The following is a 21,249-nucleotide window of genomic DNA, read 5'->3' on the forward strand; positions in this document are numbered from 1 at the left end:
GGACGTCAACATGTCGGCAATGAGCAACAGCAACTGGGACCGCCGCTCCGTACTGCGGGCCGCCATGGGCCTGGCCGCCGCCGGCGGACTCGCCGCGTGCGGCAGCAACACCGGCAGAGGCGGCGGCTCCGGTTCGGGCAAGGCCCTGACGCAGTACTTCCACGCCTACGGCGAGGCCGGCACCGAGCAGGCCATCAAGCGGTACGCGAAGGCCTACAAAGGCGGCAACGTCACCACGCAGTGGATCACCGGCTCCAACTTCGAGAGCAAGCTGTTCGCGTCGCTGCTCACGGACAAGGCCCCCGACTGCTTCGAGTTCCACCCGCAGTTGCAGCTGATCGAGAGCGGTCAGGTAGCGGACCTGAGCGACCTGATCAACCCGGTGAAGGACGACTTCAACCCGGCCGACATCCAGTCGCACACGGTCGACGGGAAGATATACGGCATCCGGATGATCGACGACCCACAGTTCTTCTTCTACCGCAAGTCGATGTTCGAGAAGGCCGGTGTCGAGGTTCCCCAGACACTGGACGAGCTGGTCGCGGCCGCCGCCAAGCTGACCACGGACAAGGTCAAGGGCGCCTACCTCGGCAACACGCTGCACTCGATCATCGACCCGCTGATCTGGTCGGCCGGTGCCCAGCACCTCGACGACAAGAACCAGATCGCCTACCACACGGACGCGGTCGTCGACGGCTTCAAGCAGCTGCGCAAGCTGTTCACCAGCGGTGACCTGCTGCTCGACGCGCCGACCGACTTCTGGGACCCGTCCGCGCTCAACCAGGGCCTGGCCGCCATGCAGTGGTGCGGCATGTGGGCCATGCCGCAGATGCAGGAGGCCCTCGGCGACGACCTCGGCATCTTCCCGTTCCCCAAGGTCGGCGACGCGGGCAAGCTCTCGGTCTACAACGGCGGCTGGTCGATGTTCGTCAACGCCAAGGGCAAGAACGTCGAAGAGACCAAGGAATACGTGAAGTGGCTGTGGATCGACCAGAAGGAGTACCAGGAGGACTGGGCGCTCTCCTACGGCTTCCACATCCCGCCGCGCACCTCGATCGCGGAGTCCGCCGACAAGCTGAAGTCGGGTCTGCCCGCTGAGGGCGTGAAGCTCTTCAACGAGTACGGCAACTTCGACAACATCGGCTGGACCCAGGCGAGCCGGACCGCCATGGAGGACGTCATGGCGAACTGCGTCCGCAAGGGCGGCGACCCGGACAAGGAGCTCACCAAGGCCGACGCCAAAGTCAACCGCGAGCTGAAGAAGCTCTTCGGATAGGCCGGCGGACAGGTACGCACACCATGTCGACCATCACCAAGGACGGCGTCTCCAACCCCGCCCCGGCGAAGGCCGCTCCGGCCAAGCCGCGGCGGGGGCTGCGGGGCTCCCCCACCTTCAACTTCTGGCTCTTCACCGGGCCGTTCCTGATCGGCCTGGCGATCTTCGTCTATCTGCCGATCCTGTGGAGCTTCTACCTGTCGTTCTTCGAGGCCCGCTTCACGGTCACGCCGAGCGAGTTCATCGGCCTCGACAACTACGTCCTCATGCTGACCGACGAGGACTTCATGGGGTCCCTCGGTACCTTCACCGTCTTCGCCGCGATCATCGTGCCGCTGACCTGGGCGACCTCGCTCGGCCTCGCGCTGATGGTGAACCGGCTGCGGTTCATGCGGGCGTTCTTCCGCTCGGTGTTCTTCCTGCCGACGGCGGTCAGCTATGTCGCCGCCTCGCTCGTCTGGAAGATGTCCATCTTCAACGGTGTCCGCTTCGGTATGGCGAACACCTTTCTGAACATGTTCGGCATCGACAACACCGCCTGGCTGGCCAACCCCGACCCGCCGTGGTACTGGCTGGTCATCGTGACCGTGCGGCTGTGGCTCCAGGCCGGCTTCTACATGATCCTCTTCATCGCGGCCCTGCAGAACATCCCGCAGGAGCTGTACGAGGCCGCCGCGATCGACGGCGCGAAGCCCGGCTGGCAGACGTTCTGGCACATCACCCTGCCCCAGCTGCGGGCGACCTCCACCGCCGTGATCCTGCTGCTCCTCGTGGCCGCCTACCAGGCGTTCGACGAGTTCTTCAACCTGCTGGCGAAGACCACCTGGGGCCGGCCGCCGCTGATGGAGCTGTACTACAAGGCCCTCGGTGACAACCAGGACTACGGCGCGGGCAGCGCGGGCGCGCTGATCCTCACCGTACTGATCTGCCTCGTGACGCTGCTCCAGGGCAAGTTCATGGGGTTCGGAAGGGGGGAGGAGTCCAAGTGACCACCACTACGACACCTCCGGCGGACCGGGTCGACGTATCGGCCAAGCCGCGTCGCGTCCGGACCGGCAGCGTGATCGGCTCGACCGGTCTCTATGTCGCCACCGGCATCGCCGCGATCCTCTTCCTCATCCCCTTCTATCTGATCGTCCGCAACGCCCTGATGACGGACCCGGAGATCACGGGCGAGGAATGGAAGTGGTTCCCCACCGACATCCAGTGGGGCAACTTCAGCGAGCCGTTCGACGACCCGTCGGTCGACTTCGCGCGTTCGCTGTGGAACTCGGCGGTCGTCGGCGTCCTGCACACGGTGGGCACCCTGCTGGTCTGCTCGCTGGCCGGATACGGCCTCGCCCGTATCCCGTACAAGCACGCCAACAAGGTCTTCTACGTCGTCCTCGGCACCCTGATGGTCCCCACCGCCGTGACCTTCGTGCCCAGCTTCGTACTGGTGTCGTCCCTCGGCTGGGTCGACACCTACCGGGGTCTCATCATTCCGGGGCTCTTCAGTGGTTTCACGTGCTTCCTGTTCCGGCAGTACTTCCTGGGGTTCCCCAAGGAGCTGGAGGAGGCGGCGCGGATGGACGGGCTCGGTTACCTGGGCGCGTACTGGCGGGTCGTCGTACCCAACTCGCTGAACTTCTTCGCCGCGATGGCGACGATCACGTTCATCAGTGGGTGGAACTCCTTCCTGTGGCCCCTGGTCATCGGCCAGGACCCGAGCGCGTGGACCGTCCAGGTCGCGCTCTCGAACTACACGACCGGCCAGACCGTCAACTTCCATCTGATCTTCATGGCCACGGCCATTTCCATCCTGCCCCTGGTGTTTGTCTTCCTCTTCCTCCAGCGCTGGCTGGTGCAGGGCATCGCGCAGACCGGCATCAAGGGCTAGGAACCAGCAAGGAGACCGATGTCTTTCCGCACCACCGCGACCTCCGTCGACTACGTGGAGGACGTATCACCGGGCAGCGGGGCCCTGCCGCCCCGCGCCTGGTACGCGTCCTCCGACGCCCAGTCCCTCTCGCTGAACGGCGGCTGGAGCTTCCGGCTGTCGCCGACCGCCGACGCCGAGGACGACTCGTTCGCCGCCGAGGGGTACGACGCCGGGGGCTGGGCCGAGGTGTCCGTCCCCGGCCACTGGGTGCTCCAGGGCGACGGGGCCTTCGGGTCGCCGATCTACACCAACCACCTGTACCCGTTCCCGGTGGACCCGCCGAGGGTGCCGACGGAGAACCCGACCGGTGACCATCTGCGGTACTTCGACCTGCCCGAGGGCTGGCCGGCGGACGGTGGCGCCGTGGTCCGCTTCGACGGGGTGGAGTCCTGTGCCCGGGTGTGGCTGAACGGCACGGAGATCGGTGAGTTCAAGGGCTCCCGGCTGCCGCACGAGTTCACGGTCGGGCACCTGCTGAAGCCGACCGACAACGTCCTCGCGGTCCGGGTCCACCAGTGGTCGGCGGGCTCGTACCTGGAGGACCAGGACCAGTGGTGGCTGCCGGGCATCTTCCGTGACGTCACCCTGCTGCACCGCCCGGTGGGCAGCGCCGTGGACTTCTTCGTGCACGCCTCCTACGATCATGTGGGCAGCCTCGGGACCCTGCGCGTCGACTCCGACGTCGACGGCCGGGTCCTCGTGCCCGCCCTGGACATCGATGTCGCGACGGGTGAGCCGGTGACGGTCGCGGTCGTACCGTGGACGGCGGAGACGCCGAAGCTGTACGACGGTGAGCTGGTCACGGCGGGCGAGCGCGTCCCCCTGCGCATCGGTTTCCGCACGGTCGCCCTGGAGGACGGTCTCCTCAAGGTCAACGGCAAGGCGATCCTCTTCAAGGGCGTCAACCGCCACGAGTGGCACCCGGTCAAGGGCCGCGCCCTCGACGTGGAGACCATGCGCGAGGACGTGCTGCTGATGAAGCGGCACAACATCAACGCCGTACGCACCTCGCACTACCCGCCGCACCCCGCCTTCCTCGACCTGTGCGACGAGTACGGCCTCTGGGTGATCGACGAGTGCGACCTGGAGACCCACGGCTTCACCGAGCAGAACTGGCGGGACAACCCCGTCGACGACGACCGCTGGACCCCGGCCCTGCTGGACCGCGCGGCCCGTATGGTCGAGCGGGACAAGAACCACCCCTCGGTCGTCATCTGGTCCCTCGGCAACGAGGCCGGCACCGGCCGCGGCCTCACCGCCATGGCCGAGTGGATCCACGGCCGCGACAGCTCCCGCCTGGTGCACTACGAGGGTGACTGGAACTGCCGCGACACCGACATCTACTCCCGGATGTACGCCGAACACGCCGAGGTCGAGCGCATCGGCCAGGGCCTGGACGGCGGCACCCACAAGCGCCGGGCGCTCCCCTTCATCCAGTGCGAGTACGGCCACGCCATGGGCAACGGCCCCGGCGGCCTCGCCGACTACCAGCGCGTCTTCGAGGCGTACGAGCGCCTCCAGGGCGGCTTCATCTGGGAGTGGATCGACCACGGCGTCACGCACCCGAAGCTGGGCTTCGCCTACGGCGGCGACTTCGGCGAGGAGCTGCACGACGGCAACTTCGTCTGCGACGGCCTGATCTTCCCGGACCGCACGCCCTCCCCCGGCCTGCTTGAGTTCAAGAAGGTCATCGAGCCGGTCCGCATCGAGGGCGACGGCGCGGGCGGGACCGTACGGGTCCGCAACGCGTTCGACTTCGCGGACCTCTCCTCGCTGTCCTTCGAGTGGTCGTACCAGGTCGACGGCAAGACGGTGGAGCACGGCCCGCTGCCGGTGCCCGCGCTGGCGCCGGGGGAATCGGCCGAGGTGAAGCTGCCGCAGCCGCCGTCGGGTGGACCGGGTGGCGAGGCGCTGTGGACCGTACGGGCGCTGCTGGCCGAGGACACGGCCTGGGGCAAGAAGGACCACCAGGTGGCGTGGGCCCAACTCCCCGTCACGGAACGGCCGTTGCCGACCGTCGTGCCCGGTGACGGCCCGACGGCGAGCGAGAAGCTCATCTACCTCGGCCCGGCCTCCTTCGACGTCCGCACGGGCGCGCTGAAGACCATCGGCGGTGTCGACGTGACCGGGCTGCGCCTGGATGTGTGGCGGGCGCCGACCGACAATGACGACGGCGCGTCCTGGCAGGACGACACACGCTACGGCCTGCTGTGGCGCAAGTACGGCTTCCACCGCATGCAACACCGCCTGGACGGCGTCGAGTTGGGCGAGGACGCACTGACGGTACGGACCCGGGTGGCACCGGCGGCCTGGGAGATCGGGCTGCGGACGACGTACCGCTGGACCTCGGACGGCACGCGCCTGAAGCTGACCGTGTCGGTGGACCCGGAAGGCGACTGGACCATCCCGCTCCCCCGGCTCGGCATCCGCTTCGGCCTCTCCTCCGCCGATGCCGTGAAGTGGTACGGAGGCGGCCCCGGCGAGGGCTACCCGGACACCAAGTCGGCGTCCATGCTGGGACGTTGGCACTCCACCGTCGACGAACTCCAGACCCCGTACGTCCGCCCCCAGGAGAACGGCGCCCGCCCCGACGTCCGCTGGGCGGAGCTGGGCGGCCTGCGCGTCGACGGCGACCCGGAGTTCTGGTTCACGGCCCGCCGCTGGACCACCGAACAGCTGGACGCCGCCGAGCATCTGACGGACCTCCGGCCCGGTGACACGGTGTGGGTCAACCTCGACCACGGCCAGATGGGCATCGGCTCCCAGTCCTGCGGCCCGGGCGCCCTGCCGCAGTACCACCTGCTCGCGGAGCCGACGGAGTTCTCGTTCGTGTTCTCGACGACGGAGTAGGAAGGTAGTCGGCTGATACAGCGGCCGGTCGGCGATCATGCCGACCGGCCGCTGTCGCATCGTGGAAAAGCGATGCCGGGCGAGCCCGCTACCCTCGGGCGATGAACGATCACCGCCTCAGGGCTTATGCCGCCGAAGCCGTCATATGGTCCCGTCTCGCCACGCTGCTGCCGGACGCGGAGGACGTCGACATGGTCCAGGGCTGCTGGGACATCGGGGAACAGGAGGCGGGGCTGCACGTGCTGGTGGACCGGCTCACCGAGCTGCGCCTGCCCGTGGGTGAGTCGGCGCGGGTCGAGATCGCGGTGATGGCCGAGCAGTGGGGCGTGTGGGACCAGCGCGGGGCGGAGATCGCGGGGCTTGTCCAGGATGCCGCACGTCCCGCGCGGCTGCGGGTTCTCGACGACGATGCCGAGGCCCCGCTCCCCGCGCGGACGGTGCTGTCCGAGCCCCCGTCCCCGTGTTCGGAGCTCGTCCCGTGGATCGTCTGCCCGCCCTGCGGCCGGGTACTGGCTCGGTCGCACAGGCGGGAGGAGTGGGGCGGCCTGTGGTTCCTCGCCGAGGCGTACGTCGTGTTCGCCCGCGAGGACGACTCCTTCGCTCCGCTGGTGTTCGACCGGGAGCGGGACGAAGCGACCTGGGCGGCGTTGGACGCGCTGCGCACGGCGTGTGGGTGCGGGTTCGGGTTCGGGTGAGTGCGGCCGCGCTGCCGTACAACGAGAGGTACGGGGCCAAGCCGGCGTACACCGGACTGTCGAACGGCCTCAATCCGAACGCCTGAGTGCGCCTCACCTGACGCTCGGACCGCGTCCCTGGCGCAGCTCGCGCGCCGTCTGCCCGTACTGTTCCCTGAGCCCGCGCCCCAGGTGGCGTGGGTCGTGGATGCCCCACTGGGCGGCCACGGACGCGATGGTGCGGCCGTCGTGGGCGGGGTCCAGCAGGTCCCGGCGGATGCGTGCGAACCGTTCGTGGCGGAGCCAGGCCGAGAACGAGATGCCGGTGGCACGGAACAGGCGGTGCAGCCGGCGTTCCGAGATGCCATGGGCCGCGGCGACCGACCTGACGCACAACGACGGGTCCGAGATGTTCGCCAGGGCGTAGACGCGTATACGGTCCACCAGCTCCGTGGCCGTGTCCATCCGGCCGGGCGCACGTTCGGTGAACGCGGCGATCAGCAGGGAGATCAGCGCGTCGCCCACATAGGCGTCCGCCGGACCCGTCAGTTCGTCGAGGTGGCGGCCGAGGCCCAGCAGGAACGCGGAGAGGACCGCCTGGGCACCGGTGTCGGCGGGCAGCCTCCGGGCCGCCTGCCGGGCGACGGTGTCGGAGTGGCGGCCCAGTTCCGTGCGCGGGATGCCGACGGCCATGACGTCGCACCCGTCGACGACTTCGAGCCGGTACGGACGGGTCATGTCGAAGACCACGAAGTCGCCGCTGCCCGCTCGGGTCTGACGCCCGCCCTGGTCCGCCACGGCGGGCCGCGACCGGTGCAGCGTCACCTTCAGCAGCTCGGGGTCGGAGGAGGTGATGGCCCGGCCGGTACGCGAGACCAGATGCCCCGAGCCACGGACCCGGGCCACGGCCAGACGCCCCACCGCCGCCGCGTCGATGTCGGCCCGGAACGCATCCGCGTCCGGTGCCGTCACGGCGAGCGGGGCGAGGATCGAGGAGGCCGCGGCCTGTAACTCGGCGACATCGATGCCATGCACATGTACAGCGCCCCCACTCAAGGAACTGCCCCTTCGCCCGTCGTGCGCCAGAACCTCATCTCGTTGACGTAACGAGCAATTGTCCGGTTCCGTGGCGGAAATCGGCGACACCGCGGGCAGGAATCGGAGACTCGACCGGCTTGCGCGTGCCTAACGTGGTGTGAGGGGGAGCAAGGTCGGCCGGAACCCTCACCACCGTTCCGGTCCGACCGCCTCTCCGTTCTCCCGATCTCGGCGACGGCAGCAGCCACAGCGGCGACAGCGTCCCGCCGACGGCGGCCGTGACCAGGGTCGCCCTGAGACCGATGGCCGTGGCGAGCGTCCCGCCGACGACGGCTCCGAGGGGGCGTACGCCGTAGTTGACGGTGCTGTATGCGCCCGCCACGCGGCTGCGCAGGCCCTCCGGGACCACCGCGGTCTGCAGGGAGTTGAGGTTGACGCGCGGCGATGCTCCGCCCCACGCCGATGCGCCGGGACAGCCAGGGCGCCGCCAGCGCCCCGACGAGGGAGCCACTCGCCCCGATGCCCATCGCCAACCCGATGGCGGCCGGGTGAGTTCGAGCACCCGGTCGGCGCACAGCACCACCAGGCCGCTGCTGGACACGAACGTGAAGCAGTCGGGGGTCGTCGCGCAGCCGAGGCCAGGCCGCAGCACCGGATCGCCAAGGACATGGGCCAGGCCCTCGCGGGCGCGCAGCGCCGGCGCCGGGCGCCGGGCGAGTGCGGGAAGGATGCCGAGAACCCAGGAGACGGTGGCGGTCAGCAGCGCGAATCCGACCAGCGCCTCCAGGGGGCACCGGACGGGACTCCCGCGGCGCGTCGACGGGGACTGGTGCGGGAGGACGGTCGCCACAGCACCGTCATGACGATCCGGCTCAGTCCTCCGTGGCGGGTCGGGTGCCACAGGGTGTGGAACACGTCCCGCAGGATGATCAGCACCACCGCCACGCCGACCAGCGAGATCAGCCCGCTCACGCATCCTCCTCTGCCGCACCGGTACCGGCATGCCGCCGCGCGGACATGGGTCGCGTGACCGTGGCGGTCCGTGTCGCCGCAGGCGTTCGAGGACGGCGAGCCGCACGGGGGGCGTCGGCACCCGCACGGCACGGGGCCCGGGAACGGCGTGCCGTTCCCGGGCCCCGTCTGCGTCCCGACCGATCGCCCCGGTCAGTCCCGCTGTGCGCCCGCGGGCAGCTGGCGCAGTTGCATGGTCGACGCGGTGCCGGTGCCGAAGCCGTAGTCCAGCATCTTCGCGGCGTCGCTGTAGCGGCTGGTGGCGTTCAGGACGACACCGATGACGGTCTTGTCGCCGCGGGTGGCGGAGAAGACCAGACACGGTCCCGCGGGTGTGCTGGTGCCGGTCTTGATGCCGTTGGCGCCGGAGTAGGAGCCGAGCAGCTGGTTGGTGTTGTACCAGGTGTAGGTACGGGTGCCGCCGGTGCTCGTGGTCGCGTAGCGGACGGTCTTCGTCGTCTTCACGACGGCGCGGAACGTCGAGTACTTCATCGCGCTGCGGGCCAGCTTCGCCAGGTCCCGCGGGGTGGTGTAGTTCTCGCCGGTCGTCGAGATGCCGTCGAACGAGTCGAAGTGGGTGTTGGTCAGCCCGAGGTCGGCGGCCTTCTTGTTCATCTTGCCGATGAACGACTTCACCCGCGCGGATCGGGTGTCACCGGTGCCGAAGGTGTCGGCGAGGGCGTACGCGGCATCGCAGCCCGAGGGCAGCATCATCGCGTACAGCAGCTGCCGGACCGTCACGCGGTCGCCCGTCCTCAGATCGGCGGTGCTCGCGCCCTTGAGCGTGACGTAGTCGCGGTAGGCCTGCCTGATGGTGACCTTGCGGTCGAGGTCGAGACCGGTCTGGCTGAGGACCACACGGGCGGTCATGATCTTGGTCGTGCTGGCCATCGGCCGCTTGGTGTCGGCGTACTTGCCGAACAGCTTGGTGCCGGTCGCGTTGTCCAGCAGGAAGGCGCCCTTGGCGCTGACCGTGGGCGCGGTGGCCGCCTGCGCGGGCGTGGCCACGGGCGTGGCCAGCAGCACGGTGCCCGCGGTCACGGCGATCGCCGCGGCCTTGCGCAGCGTCATCGCACCGGATCTTCGTGCGCCCGCACTCCGGCGAACACGCCTGCTCTTGTCAAGGGTTATCAATTCAAACGCTCCGAAAAAACACCCGAATCGGAATGAAAGCCATGGAGCGGGCACAAAGCACCCTGTCCTCACATGGATCACAAGGGAGAGCATGGTTGCACAGTTCTCCCACCGACCTTCGGGCACCCCTTTATACGCATTTCCCGCCCGGACACAGGGTCTCAGTGGTCCGCGCAGCACGGTGTCGGGTCCGGTACCTCGAACGGGACGAGGGTGCCGCCGACGGCGGGCATGGCGGTGAGGACGAGTTCGCCGTCGTGCCAGTGGGGGCGTACGTGATCCCGTGTCACCAGTTCGGTGTCCGGGGCGGGTTGGCCGGGCGAGCCCAGGACGGTCACGCGGGCGATCGCGGAGCGGGAGAGCAGCTCCGCGATCGTCAGCGTGCCGGTGAGGGAGGAGACGCCCGGGTAGAGCACCGCGCGGCCCATCGGATCAGGGACGCCGGGTGTCACCTCGTACCCCCGGGCCGTGAGCCGCTCCTGGGCGGTGCGGAGGAGCGGCTCCGACGGGAATGCGAGGGACAGGGCGACGCGTGGCCGATCCCCGCGCACCAGGTGCGTGCAGCCGAACGCGTCCTCGGGGAGGGCGAGCTCGGCGGCCAGAGTGTGGAGCAGGTGGTCGGCCGCGCGCAGGTCCCTGACCCCGGTGTCCACGGTGAGGGCGTCCATCGTCACGATCGCGTTCACGAGGGCAGGACCCACACCGGGTTGGAGTAGAACCACAGGTCGCGCCAGGGGTCTGCGTCGCCGACGACGTCGATGGCGGGGCCCGCGGGGTCGACGGCCGCGCCCATCGCGCCTACGGCGGAGCGGTTGCCGTCGCTGCCGCGCAGGCGGACGTAGAGCGGGCGGTCGACTGGGCCGAGTTCGTAGGTGAGCCGGACCCTGCCGGTGGACTTGTTCACCTCGTACGACTTCACGACCTTCGCGGTCGGCGCGGTGAAGGTGTCCTTGTCGGCGGCCGCGCCCGTCACATCGCCCTGGATGACGTCGACGCGAGCCAGCTTGGGGACGAAACCGGCCCAGTTGGGGCCGTCGGCGAGCGCCACGTCGACGCTCAGGGTGACCTTGGTGCTCTTCTTGACGTGCAGGGCGCCGCCGAGGGTGGCCCAGCGGCTGCCGCCCAAGAGGCGGACGTCGAGGCCGCTGATGAGCTGGCCGTGGTCGACCCAGACGCGGCCGGCGCGGATGCCCTCCATGACGGCGGCGTAGGTGAAGCCGTCGGCGCCGACGTGGGTGCGGGTGTACTGGCCGGGCCAGTAGTCGCCCTCGGTGAGGTCGATCTTGCCGCTGTAGACGGGATCGGTGTGCTTGCCGTTGGCGGTGTAGTCGCTGTCGGGGCCGCCGCGCTTGGCGGTGTCCGTGTAGACGTTGTGGGAGTCGGAGTTGGCGGTGATCCACCAGGGCTTGCCCTCGGCGAGGAGGCTGTCCCACAGGCCGCCGACGGTGGCGGTCATCCAGTCGAAGCCGCCCCAGGTGCGGTAGCTCTCCAGGGGGTAACCGGCGAAGGAGTTGGCGCCCGGGCTGCCGTCGTAGAGACCGCGGGCGCGACCCATGCCGACGGACTTCTCGATGCCGGCGGCCTGATGGCCGGGCGCGCCCTCCATGCCGACGGCGATCCGGTGGCGCGCGGACGTGGCGTCGCGCCAGGCGCGGATCTCGTGCGGTGAGTCGATGCCCTTGCGCGCGGGGTGGTTGGCGAGCATCAGGATGTCCTTGACCTTGCGCCGACGGACCTGCTCCGCAAGGAAGTTGAGGCCCGCGATGGCGAGGGCCTCGTTGGCGGGCGTCGAGTCGGTCGCCTTCTTCACACCGCCGTCGTAGTCGGTCTCGAACTGCTTGAGGACCGAGACCTCGTTCCTGCCGGGGTGCACGAAGACCGTGCCGTGCTCGGCGGCCGGGATGTTCCACTCCAGGCCCTGGAAGACGAGGGTGTCCTCGTACGCGGCCCGGGCCTCCTTGATGTCCGGGTTGACCTTCTCGACGCCGATCTTGGCGTGGGTCTCGTTGCCGTGGTCGGTGATGACCAGCCAGTCCATGCCGTGCTTGGCGCCCTGGCGGACCTGGTCGACGACGCGGTACTTGCCGTCGTTGCTGTACTGGGTGTGGATGTGGTGGTCACCGGCCAGCCACAGGAACCCGGCGCGCTTACGGCTGTTCGTGGTGGCGTACGCGGGGGCGGCCGCCGCCTGGCCGAGGACGCTCGCGGCGGTCAGGCCCGCGCCGAGGAGTCCGGCGCGGCGCAGGAGGCCACGTCGGGACTGCTGCTCGGGGGTCAGCGCCTCGTCGGGCACGGAGGTGTCGAAGGCCGCGGGGAGGGCGGCCGTCTCGTGCTCGTGCTCGTGGTCGTGCCCGTGGTGGTGATGCCCGTGGCCGTGCGCGTGCCCGTGTCCCATGAAACGCCTCCTGAATGCCGCTGCCTTCTGCGGCTGCCTTCCGCGACGCGACCACGCCGCCTGTGGAGGATCGAAGCGAAACATGAACGTTGAACGATCAGGGAGTTGCCGCCGGGTTCCCCGGATACGACGGATCGCCACGTCCCCCACTCTTTCCCCAACTTACCTTGCGCGTCACACTAGTTGACGTTGAACTTGAACACTGCTCATCTTCCCCTCACCCCCGCCCCGCCCCCGGAGAGTCCCCCATGAGAAGACTGATCGGCACCCTCGCGGCCGCCGCGCTCGCCGTCACCGGCCTCGCGACCACCGGTGCGACCCCCGCCGCGGCCGCCACCACCGGCACGTTCAACGTGCTCACTTACAACGTCGCGGGCCTGCCGGAGGGGCTGAGCTCCGGCAAACCGGCGACGAACACCCCGCTGATCTCCCCGCGCCTCGGGGCGTACGACATCGTCAACGTCCAGGAGGACTTCAACCACCACGCGGCGCTGTACGCGGGCGACGACCACCCGTACCGCACGGCGACCAGCGGCGGTGTGCCCTTCGGTGACGGCCTCAACACCCTCTCGGACTACGCCTTCGAGGACTTCCAGCGGGTCAAGTGGAACAACTGCACCGGCACCAACTGCCTGACCCCGAAGGGCTTCTCGCTGGCTCGGGTCCGGCTCGCCGAGGGCGTCTTCGTCGACCTCTACAACGTGCACACCAACGCCGACTCCGACGACGCCGCCCTCGCCGCCCGCCGCGCCAACGTGACCCAGCTCTCGGAGTTCATCAAGGCGAACTCGGCGGGCAACGCGGTGATCGTCATGGGCGACACCAACACGCGTTACACACGCGCCGGCGACAACATCCGCACGCTTCTGACCGAGAACGGCCTCACGGACCCGTGGGTGGACCTGGTCAAGGGCGGTACGGCCCCGGCCCAGGGCAGCGACGCGCTGGTCTGCCCCAAGACGGCCCCGACCAACGGCTGCGAGGTCGTCGACAAGGTCCTCTACCGTGACAGCAACGTGGTGAACCTGACCGCCACCCGCTACAACAACGACTGGGCGAAGTTCCTCGACTCGGCCGGCGGCAACCTCTCCGACCACTTCCCGCACACCGTCGACTTCTCCTGGACCGTGAACTCGAAGCTCCGGGCCAGTGACTTCTTCGGTGGCCCGCACGGCACGGCGTTCAACGACGCGGACAACCTCCCCTCGACGGTCTCACCCCGCACGCTGACCCTGCGCGGCGCCTCCCGCCTCGACGGCGTGTCGCTCACGCACGACGGCGGTACGACCCTGACGCACGGCGGCACGGGCGGTACGGCCGCCTCCCTCACCCTGGCCTCCGGTGAGCACCTCACCTCGGTCAAGCTGACGCAGGGTCAGAAGGACGGCCACACCCGGATCTTCTCCGCCGCGTTCGGCACGGACAAGGGCCGCACCCTCGCCGCCGGTACGGCCACCTCCGAAACGAAGACCTTCACCGCCCCCTCCGGCTGGCAGATCGTCGGCTTCACCGGCCGCGCGGGCAGCGAGATCGACAAGCTGGGCGTGCTGTACGCGCCGATCGGCTGACCTGCGTCGATACGCGGCAGGCGGTCCGTTCCCCGATCACCGGGCGGTAGCCTGAGGCTCTGCGTTCGAGACGTGAAAAGGGTGGTCTCCATGGCCCGTGCCGGGCTCACCGTCGACCGGGTCGTGGAGGCCGCGGCCGATCTCGCCGACGAGGTCGGCTTCGAGAACGTCACCCTGTCCGCGCTGGCCCGGCACTTCGGCGTCAAGGACGCCAGCCTCTACTCGCACGTCAGGAATCTGCGGGAACTGCGGGTCCGGGTCGCGCTGCTTGCGGGCGGCGAGATGATCGACCGGATCGCGGAGGCGGTGGCCGGCCGGGCCGGGAAGGACGCGCTTACCGCGTTCGCCGGCGCCTACCGGGAGTACGCGCTCGCACACCCCGGCCGGTACGCGGCCACCCAGATCCCCGTGGACCAGGACCTCGTCACCGACTCCCCCGCCCTGCGCCGCACCGCCGAGATCACCTACGGGATGCTGCGCGCCTACGGCCTCGACGAGCCCGACCTCACCGACGCCGTACGCCTGCTGCGGAGCACCTTCCACGGCTACTGCCACCTGGAGTCGAGCGGCGCCTTCGGCCACCCCCGTGACGTACGGGCGTCCTGGGACCGGGCGGTCGAGGCGCTGCACGTGGCGCTGGAGCACTGGCCCCGCGCTTGAACCATCGGCTCCCCCACCGGAAAGGCACCCGATCCATTCCGGTCACCGGTCGGCGGCAACCCACCGCCGACCGACGGCGACCACAGGGCATGGCATCCGCAACACCCGCCTCTTCCGCCCCCTCCGCCCCGGCCGCGCACCGTCGTCGCCGCGTCTTCCGCAAGCCTGTCATCGGTTCGCTCGCGGCGGCTGCCATGCTGGCCGGCGCCTGGTACGCCACCGCCGGGGCGGCGCCCACGACCACCGCTGCGGCCGGTGGCCTCACCGTCACCAACACGACCGTGAGCCTGCCCGCGAAGTTCCCCTACCTCTCGGCCGGCTACAACAACAGCCGGGAGTGGACGCGGACGGCGACGGCCGTCGCGCCGAACGGCACACTGCGGGTCGCCTGGCCCGCCTCGGACGGCATCCACGTCACCCCGCTGACAGCGGCCGGTAGGCGCTCGGGCGCCGACACGGTCGTGAAGGGGACGAAGGAGGTCGGGGGGCTGGTCGCGCACAACGACGGGTTCGCGCTGCTGACCCGGGTCTCCGACAGCAACAAGTGGAAGGAGACCGCCGCCGCCCTGATCCGCTACAGCAACGGCAAGCAGGCCTGGCGGACCAAGCTCACCGGCACCTCCTCGAACGACACGGCCCCGCTGCTCGACGGCCAACTCGCCTGGAACGGCAGGAAGTACGGCGCCTACTTCGTCGTGCACGGCGCCGGCGGCTTCGCGGACGGCCACTTCGGCGACAAGCTGTCGTACGTCGGGCCCATGGGCAAGAAGCTCAACGGCGGGTGGAACTGGGGCTGCTCGCACAACGAGGGCATAGCCCTGCGCGCCGAGTCGTCCGGCGCCTTCACCTCCCTCTGCTTCGACGACTGGCGTTCGGGCCTCTTCGTCTCGACCGGGATCGCCGCCCCGGACAACGCGCCCGTCGTCCAGCGCGAGCAGTGCTGGGCCGGCTACTACGGTGGCACCTTCGCGGGCCGCACCGGCGACATCGTGAAGTCCGCCACCGGCCGCTACGCCACCGCGTTCGCCTCGCGCGGCGCCGCCTCCGCCAAGAAGAACCCGGAGGACTCCAGCGGCCGGGGCTGGACGGTCAAGCCGAAGACCGCCACCCACCAGGTGGCCATCGCGTTCCTCAAGAACCGCAACACGCCTGCCGGCAAACCGGTCTACCTCACCTCCGCCAAGGGCACCGAGCACGTCAACGTCCGCGTCGCCCCGTACGGCAAGAACCGGCTCCTCGTCTCCTACGAGACCCTGAAGAACGCCAAGTGCGCGAACGGCACCTGCACCGGCACCTTCACGGGCACCCACGTCCGCCTCGTCGACTGGAACGGCAAGCTCCAGGGCGCGGACAAGGTCGTGAACGCCCGCATCAGCGGCGACATCGCGGTCCTGAAGAACGGCACCCTCACCTGGGCGTACGCCCCTGTGTCCCCGGCGTACTCGCCCCCCCTCAACGGGGCGTCACCGACCACGAAGACGCTGAAGATCGCCCGCGTCACGCCCTGAGACAGTACGACGGCCAAGGGAGGGGTCCGGCGGTTGCCGGGCCCCTCCCGTCGCGCCGACACGCTCCGCATGCCGTGACCGCCTCACCGTCGTACCGTCCTGATATGGGCGTGAGGTGCTGCGCGAAGTGAGCGGGTCCGACCGTCGGCCGGCTGCGACTGATCCGCTGGGTGAGGCGCTGGCGGCGGCTGTGCACCGCACGGGTGCCCGGGCCGGGTGCCTCTATCTGCTGGATCAGGCGGACTCGGTGCTGTGCCTGGTCGCCATGTGCGGCGCGCCGGTCGAGACGTTCCGGCCGTGGTGGCGCGTGAGACTCGCCTCCCCCGGTCCGACGCCGGACGCGGTACGCGAGGACCGGCTCGTCTGGGTGAGCTGTCAGGAGGAGTTCACGCGCCGGTATCCACGCGCCGCGGCGGTCACCCCGTACCGACTGGCGTTCGCCGTCGCCCCCCTTCGAGGTGTCCGCCACCGCTGGGGTGCGCTGCTGCTGATGTGGCCGTCCAGCCGTCCGGCCCGGCTCGCCCTCCGCGAGCGGGGACGCATCACCTCCGGCGCCCGGCACATCACCCGGATCCTGGACGAGACCGCTCCGGCACCGGTCATCCCGGACCGGCCCCGCTTCGTCGCCCCGCACCACGCCGACGCACGGCAGGCGCCCGCGGAGCTCACCGCGGCCCACCTGGTCGAACGCCTTCCCCTCGGCGCCCTCGCCCTCGACCTGGGAGGCCGGATCACCTTCGTCAACACCGCTGCCGCGGAGCTGCTGGGCAGGCCCACGGAGCTGCTGCTGGGCACCCAGCCGTGGGAGTCACTGCCCTGGCTGGACACCGTCGCCTGCATGGACGCCTACCGCGCCGCCGTGACCAGCCGCGAGCCCTTCGCCCTGACCGTCCTGCGCCCGCCGGCGCAGTGGCTCGACCTCCGCCTCCACACCGACGAGAGCGGCACGAGCATCCTCGTCACCCCGCGCCGCACCGCCGACCGTCCGTCCGAGCCCACCGACGCGCGGGACGCCCTCGCCGGAGCTCCGGGCAGAAACCGCATCCACCTGCTGGTCTATCTGGCGGCGGCGCTGACCGAGACCGTAAGCGTCCGGGACGTCGTCGATCTGGTCGCCGACCAGATCCTTCCGCCCTTCGACGCCCACGGCATGATCATGTCCACCGTGGAAGCCAACCGCATACAGATCATCGGGCACCAGGGCTACGACCCGAACGTGGTCGAACAATTCGACGGCCTGCCCGCGGACGCCGACCTCACCCCCGCCGGACGTGCTCTGGCCACCGGCCTGCCTTCCTATTTCGCAGATCGCGCGGAGCTGTCCCGCACCCACCCCGAGGCGCCCCAGATCAGCGACAAACAGGCCTGGGCGTTCCTGCCGCTGATCACCTCCGGGCGCCCCATCGGCTGCTTCGTCCTCGCCTACGACCGCCCGCACCGCTTCACCGCCTCCGAGCGCTCCATCCTCACTCCGCTCGCCGCGCTGATCGCCCAGGCCCTGGACCGGGCCCGCCTCTACGACGCCAAGCACAGCCTCGCCCACGCGCTCCAGCGGACCCTCCTGCCCCCTGCCCTCCCCGCCGTGACCGGGCTCGACGTCGCCGCCCGCTATCTGCCCGCCAGCCACGGCATCGACATCGGCGGCGACTTCTACGACCTCATCCGCCTCACCGACACCACCGCGGCAGCGATCATCGGCGATGTGCAGGGCCACGACGTGACAGCCGCAGCCCTCATGGGCCAGGTCCGCACGGCTGTCCACTCCCACGCCACCGCCGGCGCCACGCCCGACCAGGTCCTCGCCCGCACCGACCGCGACCTGAACGACCTGCGTGCGAGTCGTTTCGTCTCCTGCCTCTACGCCCACATCGACCTCGCCCGCCATCAGGTGACCCTCGCCAGCGCCGGCCACCCGCCCCCGCTCGTGCGCCACCCCGACAACCAGGCCCATACCGTGGACCTCGACCCCGGCCCGCCCCTCGGGATCGGTGTGGGAACCCCCTCCTACCCCCTCACGGCCCTCCCCCTGGCCGACGGGGCCCTCCTCGCCCTCTACACGGACGGCCTCGTGGAGATCCCCGGCACCGACATCGGCCGGACCACGGACGACCTCGCACAACACCTCGGGAAAGCGAGCGACCTTCCCCTGCACGACCTCGTCAACAGCCTCGTCCACCGCACCCGACCCGCCAACGGGCACACCGACGACATCGCCCTGCTCCTGCTCCGGCCGACGAGCGGCGCCTGAGACGCCGCCACGGCCGGAGGGCCGGTCAGCCCTCTGCGCGCTCCCACCGGAACCGCGACTTGGAGCCGTCCGCCCAGGTCACACATAGTTCCGTCCCCTCCGCACGCACGGACGCCAAGTCCGCGAGCGGGCGGGGATCCGGGTCGGCGGTGAGGCGGGCCAAGGCGACGAAGAGGGTGTCGCCGTCGGCGGTGACGCCGGTGAGGTCGTCGTCGAGGCCGACGACCGGCAGGAGGTCGGCTCGGACACCGTCCCTCCCCCGCGCCTGTGGGACCCCCGTCGCCCACCCGGTCACCCGCACCTCGGTCCCCGGCTCCGCCCCCGCGACCAGATGGGCGCGCACTTCCACGGCCCCCCGCGCGAGCACGACACTGGTCACGCGCACCCCCTCGCCCACCGTGTGCCGGGAGGCCGCCCACCCGTCGCCCACGCCCAGCGGCTCGATGTCCGTACGGCTCGCGTCGCCGCCGACGATCACGCTGTTGTCGTACGACCCCGAAGGCTCGGCCAAGGGCACGGGCTCCGTCACCGTCGAGTACGCGAGCCGCGTGTAGAACGGGTCGTAGCGGACGTCCTCGCTGCCGTGGTTGTGGAGGCGGACGATGCCGTCCGAACTCGTCGACTGGAGGAGCCAGTTGGGCGGGCCCACCGGGCGCACCTCGTCCCCCCGTTCCACCGGCCCCGCCTCCTCCGTCGCCGTCCACACCGCGTGGTCCGGCGGCAGCAGCAGGCCGAGGAAGCCCTTGCTGGCCCAGTACGGGGAGGCCGGGCCCGAATAGCCTTGCAGAACAGCCGAGTCGGGACCGTGCCAGCCCAGTGAGAGCAGGCCCCGGTCGTCGACCGCGCCCCGGTCGAGGAAGTACTTCAGCGCGCCGGAGGCCAGCCGTCGCGTCTGCCCCGGAGACAGAGAGGTACGGCCCGTCAGCGCACCCAGCCACAGCGGGACCGTCGTCGCGAAGCGGTACGTCAGGGAGCGGCCCTGGTGCAGGGGGGCGCCGTCGCCGCCGAACAGGCGGGCGTAGTCCTCGAGATGGCGGGAGAGCCGACCGCCGTACAGCTCCAGCAGCCGCTCGTCGTTGGCGAGCCAGGCGTGCAGCACCGGGTACAGGTGCATCGCCCAGCCGTTGTAGTAGTCGAACTTGCGGCCGTCGCCGTCGGTGTACCAGCCGTCGCCCAGGTACCACTGCTCGATGCGGTCGAGGCGGTGGTCGATCACCCGGCGCGCCGACTCCGGTTCGTGGCCGATCTCTTCGAGGAAGCCGCCGACGGTCACCGGGAACAACTCCCAGTTGCAGGGCCACGGTTCGGCGGTGAGCGCGTCCCCGAGCCATGCCACGGCGCGCTGCCGTACGGAGTCGTCGAGGCGGTCCCACAGCAGCGGGCGGGTCAGGCGCAGGGCGAAGGCGATGGACGCGGCCTCCACCAGGGGCTGGCTGCGGTCCTCGATGCGCGGCCAGACGCCGGACACGCCGGCCGCGAGACCGTCCGCGTACCGTGCGAGCGCCTTATCGTCCCGGCGGAAGGCGGCCAGCAGCAACGTACGGGCGTATCCCTCCAGGCCGTCCGACAGCCTGCCCGACCAGCTCGTGCGGTCGCCGGGCAGTTGGTACAGGGCGCCGTCTTCGGTGGCGTACGGCTCCACCGCCGCCAGCAGCGAGTCGGCGGCGGCCTCCCAGTGGGCGCGGGTGTAGCCGGTGTACGGGCTGAGGGTGCGGTCCTCGGGGGGCATGCCGTGGTGCTTCCTGTCTCGTCGTCGCTGCGGTTCGAACCTGGGGCGCCCCGGTTCCGGTCGAGGCGCCCCAGGGGCTCATCCCACCCTGGTCCTGCCCTCCGGGACCAGACCCTGCGCGACGAGTTCGTCGCGGACGAGGTCGGCGTAGACCGTGGCGCCGTGCACGGAGGTGTGGGTGTTGTCGCGCTTCTCGTTGTAGAGGTAGAGCGCCTTGGAGTCTTCGGTGCCCAGGGACTCGACCAGCGCCTTGGTCTTGGCGGTGAGGTCGATGCGCGGGACGTCGTGGGCGGCCGCGACCGAGCGGGTGACCGCCGGGTGGTCGACGCCGAGGCCGTTGACCAGCAGGGCCGTGTTGTTGTTCAGGGTGCCGTCCGCGTTGAACCAGCGGCGCACGATCGGGGTGACCAGGACCGGCCTGCCGCCCTTCTCGCGGACGCCCGCGACCAGGGTCTCCAGGTTCGCGCGGTAGGTGGCCTCGTCGGTCTGCTTGTCGTTGTGGGCCAGCTGGATGAGGACCAGGTCGCCGCGGCGGATCTGCGGCTGGAGGGTGGCCCACAGGCGGGAGTCGGCGAGGTACGACACGGTGCTCTCGCCGGAGTCGGCGTAGTTGGCGACGGAGAGGCCCTTGCGGAGGTACTGCGGGAGCTGCTGGCCCCAGCCGGAGTAGGGGTCGCCGGGCTGGTCGCAGACCGTGGAGTCGCCGACCAGGAAGATCTGGCGGGCGCGTCGGGCCGGGGTCACGCCGATGTCGGACAGCGCGGGCGCCGAGCCGCCGATGACGAGGTCGAGTCCGGGGGTGCCGTCGGCGCCGGTCGGTTCGCCTTCGGGGGTGCGTACGTCGACGGTGAAGCTGCGGGTCACCCGCTCCCCGGCCGCGGTGGCCGTCTCGGGCAGCAGCGACCGCCGGGTCTCACCGGTGACACGTGTGCTCGCCGCGCTGTCGCCGCCGAGGCGGACCGTGACGTCGTACGTGCCGGGCGCGACGTCGAAGCGGCAGACGTTCGCGGTGCAGTTCTCCAGGCCCAGCCCGGGGGGCCGACCCTGGTGCGCCTGGGCGGGTACGGCCGTGAGGACGGTGCCCACGGTCGCCGCCGTCAGCGCGGCGACGGTGAAACGTCTCATTGCGGCTCCTCGACAAGGACGACAGGGACGGCAAGACCCGGAGGCAGGACGGTACCTGGTCCGACAAGCGCTTTCTAGATGTTGAACCGTTTTCACAGATTGCCAACTTCCC

Annotated in this window: 16 protein-coding genes; 9 read left to right on the forward strand and 7 right to left on the reverse strand. The window is 70.3% G+C overall.

What is annotated here, in order from left to right; genetic code table 11:
- Positions 1-10: 10 nt before the first annotated feature.
- The 5 genes from CES90_RS06095 to CES90_RS06115 all read left to right on the forward strand — a co-directional run bounded on the left by CES90_RS06095 (position 11) and on the right by CES90_RS06115 (position 6,742).
- A complete protein-coding gene (locus tag CES90_RS06095; protein ID WP_189780325.1) occupies positions 11-1,276 on the forward strand; it encodes an ABC transporter substrate-binding protein in 1,266 nt (421 codons plus the stop codon).
- Positions 1,277-1,299: 23 nt separating this feature from the next.
- Positions 1,300-2,265: a carbohydrate ABC transporter permease gene (locus tag CES90_RS06100; protein ID WP_189780326.1), complete on the forward strand. Its 966-nt coding sequence runs from the start codon at positions 1,300-1,302 to the stop codon at positions 2,263-2,265.
- Positions 2,262-3,155 carry a carbohydrate ABC transporter permease gene (locus CES90_RS06105; RefSeq protein WP_189780327.1) on the forward strand — a complete coding sequence of 298 codons (894 nt, stop codon included), beginning with the start codon at positions 2,262-2,264 and terminating at the stop codon, positions 3,153-3,155. Before CES90_RS06100 ends, CES90_RS06105 begins: the two co-directional genes overlap by 4 nt.
- Before the next feature lie 18 nt (positions 3,156-3,173).
- Positions 3,174-6,047, forward strand: coding sequence for a glycoside hydrolase family 2 TIM barrel-domain containing protein (locus CES90_RS06110; RefSeq protein ID WP_189780328.1), 2,874 nt, complete (start codon positions 3,174-3,176; stop codon positions 6,045-6,047).
- 101 nt (positions 6,048-6,148) lie between these two features.
- On the forward strand, positions 6,149-6,742 hold the full coding sequence (locus CES90_RS06115) for a hypothetical protein (protein WP_189780329.1): 594 nt from the start codon (positions 6,149-6,151) through the stop codon (positions 6,740-6,742).
- Positions 6,743-6,835: 93 nt separating this feature from the next.
- Here CES90_RS06115 and CES90_RS06120 read toward each other — a convergent pair whose 3' ends face one another.
- From CES90_RS06120 to CES90_RS06140, 5 genes are all read right to left on the reverse strand, one after another.
- Positions 6,836-7,756, reverse strand: a complete 921-nt coding sequence (locus CES90_RS06120) for an AraC-like ligand-binding domain-containing protein (RefSeq protein WP_189780330.1) — start codon at positions 7,754-7,756, stop codon at positions 6,836-6,838.
- 55 nt (positions 7,757-7,811) lie between these two features.
- Positions 7,812-8,609, reverse strand: a complete 798-nt coding sequence (locus CES90_RS51570; protein WP_189780331.1) for a hypothetical protein — start codon at positions 8,607-8,609, stop codon at positions 7,812-7,814.
- A 314-nt stretch (positions 8,610-8,923) separates the two neighbouring features.
- A complete protein-coding gene (locus tag CES90_RS06130; RefSeq protein WP_189780332.1) occupies positions 8,924-9,841 on the reverse strand; it encodes a D-alanyl-D-alanine carboxypeptidase family protein in 918 nt (305 codons plus the stop codon).
- Positions 9,842-10,065: 224 nt separating this feature from the next.
- Complete coding sequence (locus CES90_RS06135; protein ID WP_189780693.1) at positions 10,066-10,572, reverse strand: hypothetical protein; 507 nt, start codon at positions 10,570-10,572, stop codon at positions 10,066-10,068.
- A gap of 14 nt (positions 10,573-10,586) precedes the next feature.
- A complete protein-coding gene (locus CES90_RS06140) occupies positions 10,587-12,299 on the reverse strand; it encodes a PHP domain-containing protein (protein ID WP_189780333.1) in 1,713 nt (570 codons plus the stop codon).
- A gap of 248 nt (positions 12,300-12,547) precedes the next feature.
- On the opposite strand from CES90_RS06140, the gene CES90_RS06145 reads away from it, so the two are divergent.
- The 4 genes from CES90_RS06145 (at position 12,548) to CES90_RS06160 (ending at position 18,283) form a co-directional block, all read left to right on the forward strand.
- Positions 12,548-13,867, forward strand: a complete 1,320-nt coding sequence (locus CES90_RS06145; protein ID WP_189780334.1) for a jacalin-like lectin — start codon at positions 12,548-12,550, stop codon at positions 13,865-13,867.
- 90 nt (positions 13,868-13,957) lie between these two features.
- Positions 13,958-14,527 (forward strand): TetR/AcrR family transcriptional regulator, encoded by a 570-nt coding sequence (locus CES90_RS06150; RefSeq protein ID WP_189780335.1) that lies wholly within the window; start codon positions 13,958-13,960, stop codon positions 14,525-14,527.
- Between the two features lie 89 nt (positions 14,528-14,616).
- Positions 14,617-16,035 (forward strand): hypothetical protein, encoded by a 1,419-nt coding sequence (locus CES90_RS06155; RefSeq protein ID WP_189780336.1) that lies wholly within the window; start codon positions 14,617-14,619, stop codon positions 16,033-16,035.
- A 127-nt stretch (positions 16,036-16,162) separates the two neighbouring features.
- Positions 16,163-18,283, forward strand: coding sequence for a SpoIIE family protein phosphatase (locus tag CES90_RS06160; RefSeq protein WP_189780337.1), 2,121 nt, complete (start codon positions 16,163-16,165; stop codon positions 18,281-18,283).
- A gap of 25 nt (positions 18,284-18,308) precedes the next feature.
- Here CES90_RS06160 and CES90_RS06165 read toward each other — a convergent pair whose 3' ends face one another.
- Together CES90_RS06165 and CES90_RS06170 are read right to left on the reverse strand one after the other, a co-directional pair.
- Positions 18,309-20,012, reverse strand: a complete 1,704-nt coding sequence (locus tag CES90_RS06165) for a DUF2264 domain-containing protein (protein ID WP_189780338.1) — start codon at positions 20,010-20,012, stop codon at positions 18,309-18,311.
- Positions 20,013-20,090: 78 nt separating this feature from the next.
- Positions 20,091-21,137 (reverse strand): rhamnogalacturonan acetylesterase, encoded by a 1,047-nt coding sequence (locus CES90_RS06170; RefSeq protein WP_189780339.1) that lies wholly within the window; start codon positions 21,135-21,137, stop codon positions 20,091-20,093.
- Positions 21,138-21,249 lie beyond the last annotated feature (112 nt).

The sequence above is a fragment of the Streptomyces capitiformicae genome (assembly GCF_002214185.1).
Taxonomy (GTDB): Bacteria; Actinomycetota; Actinomycetes; order Streptomycetales; family Streptomycetaceae; genus Streptomyces; species Streptomyces capitiformicae.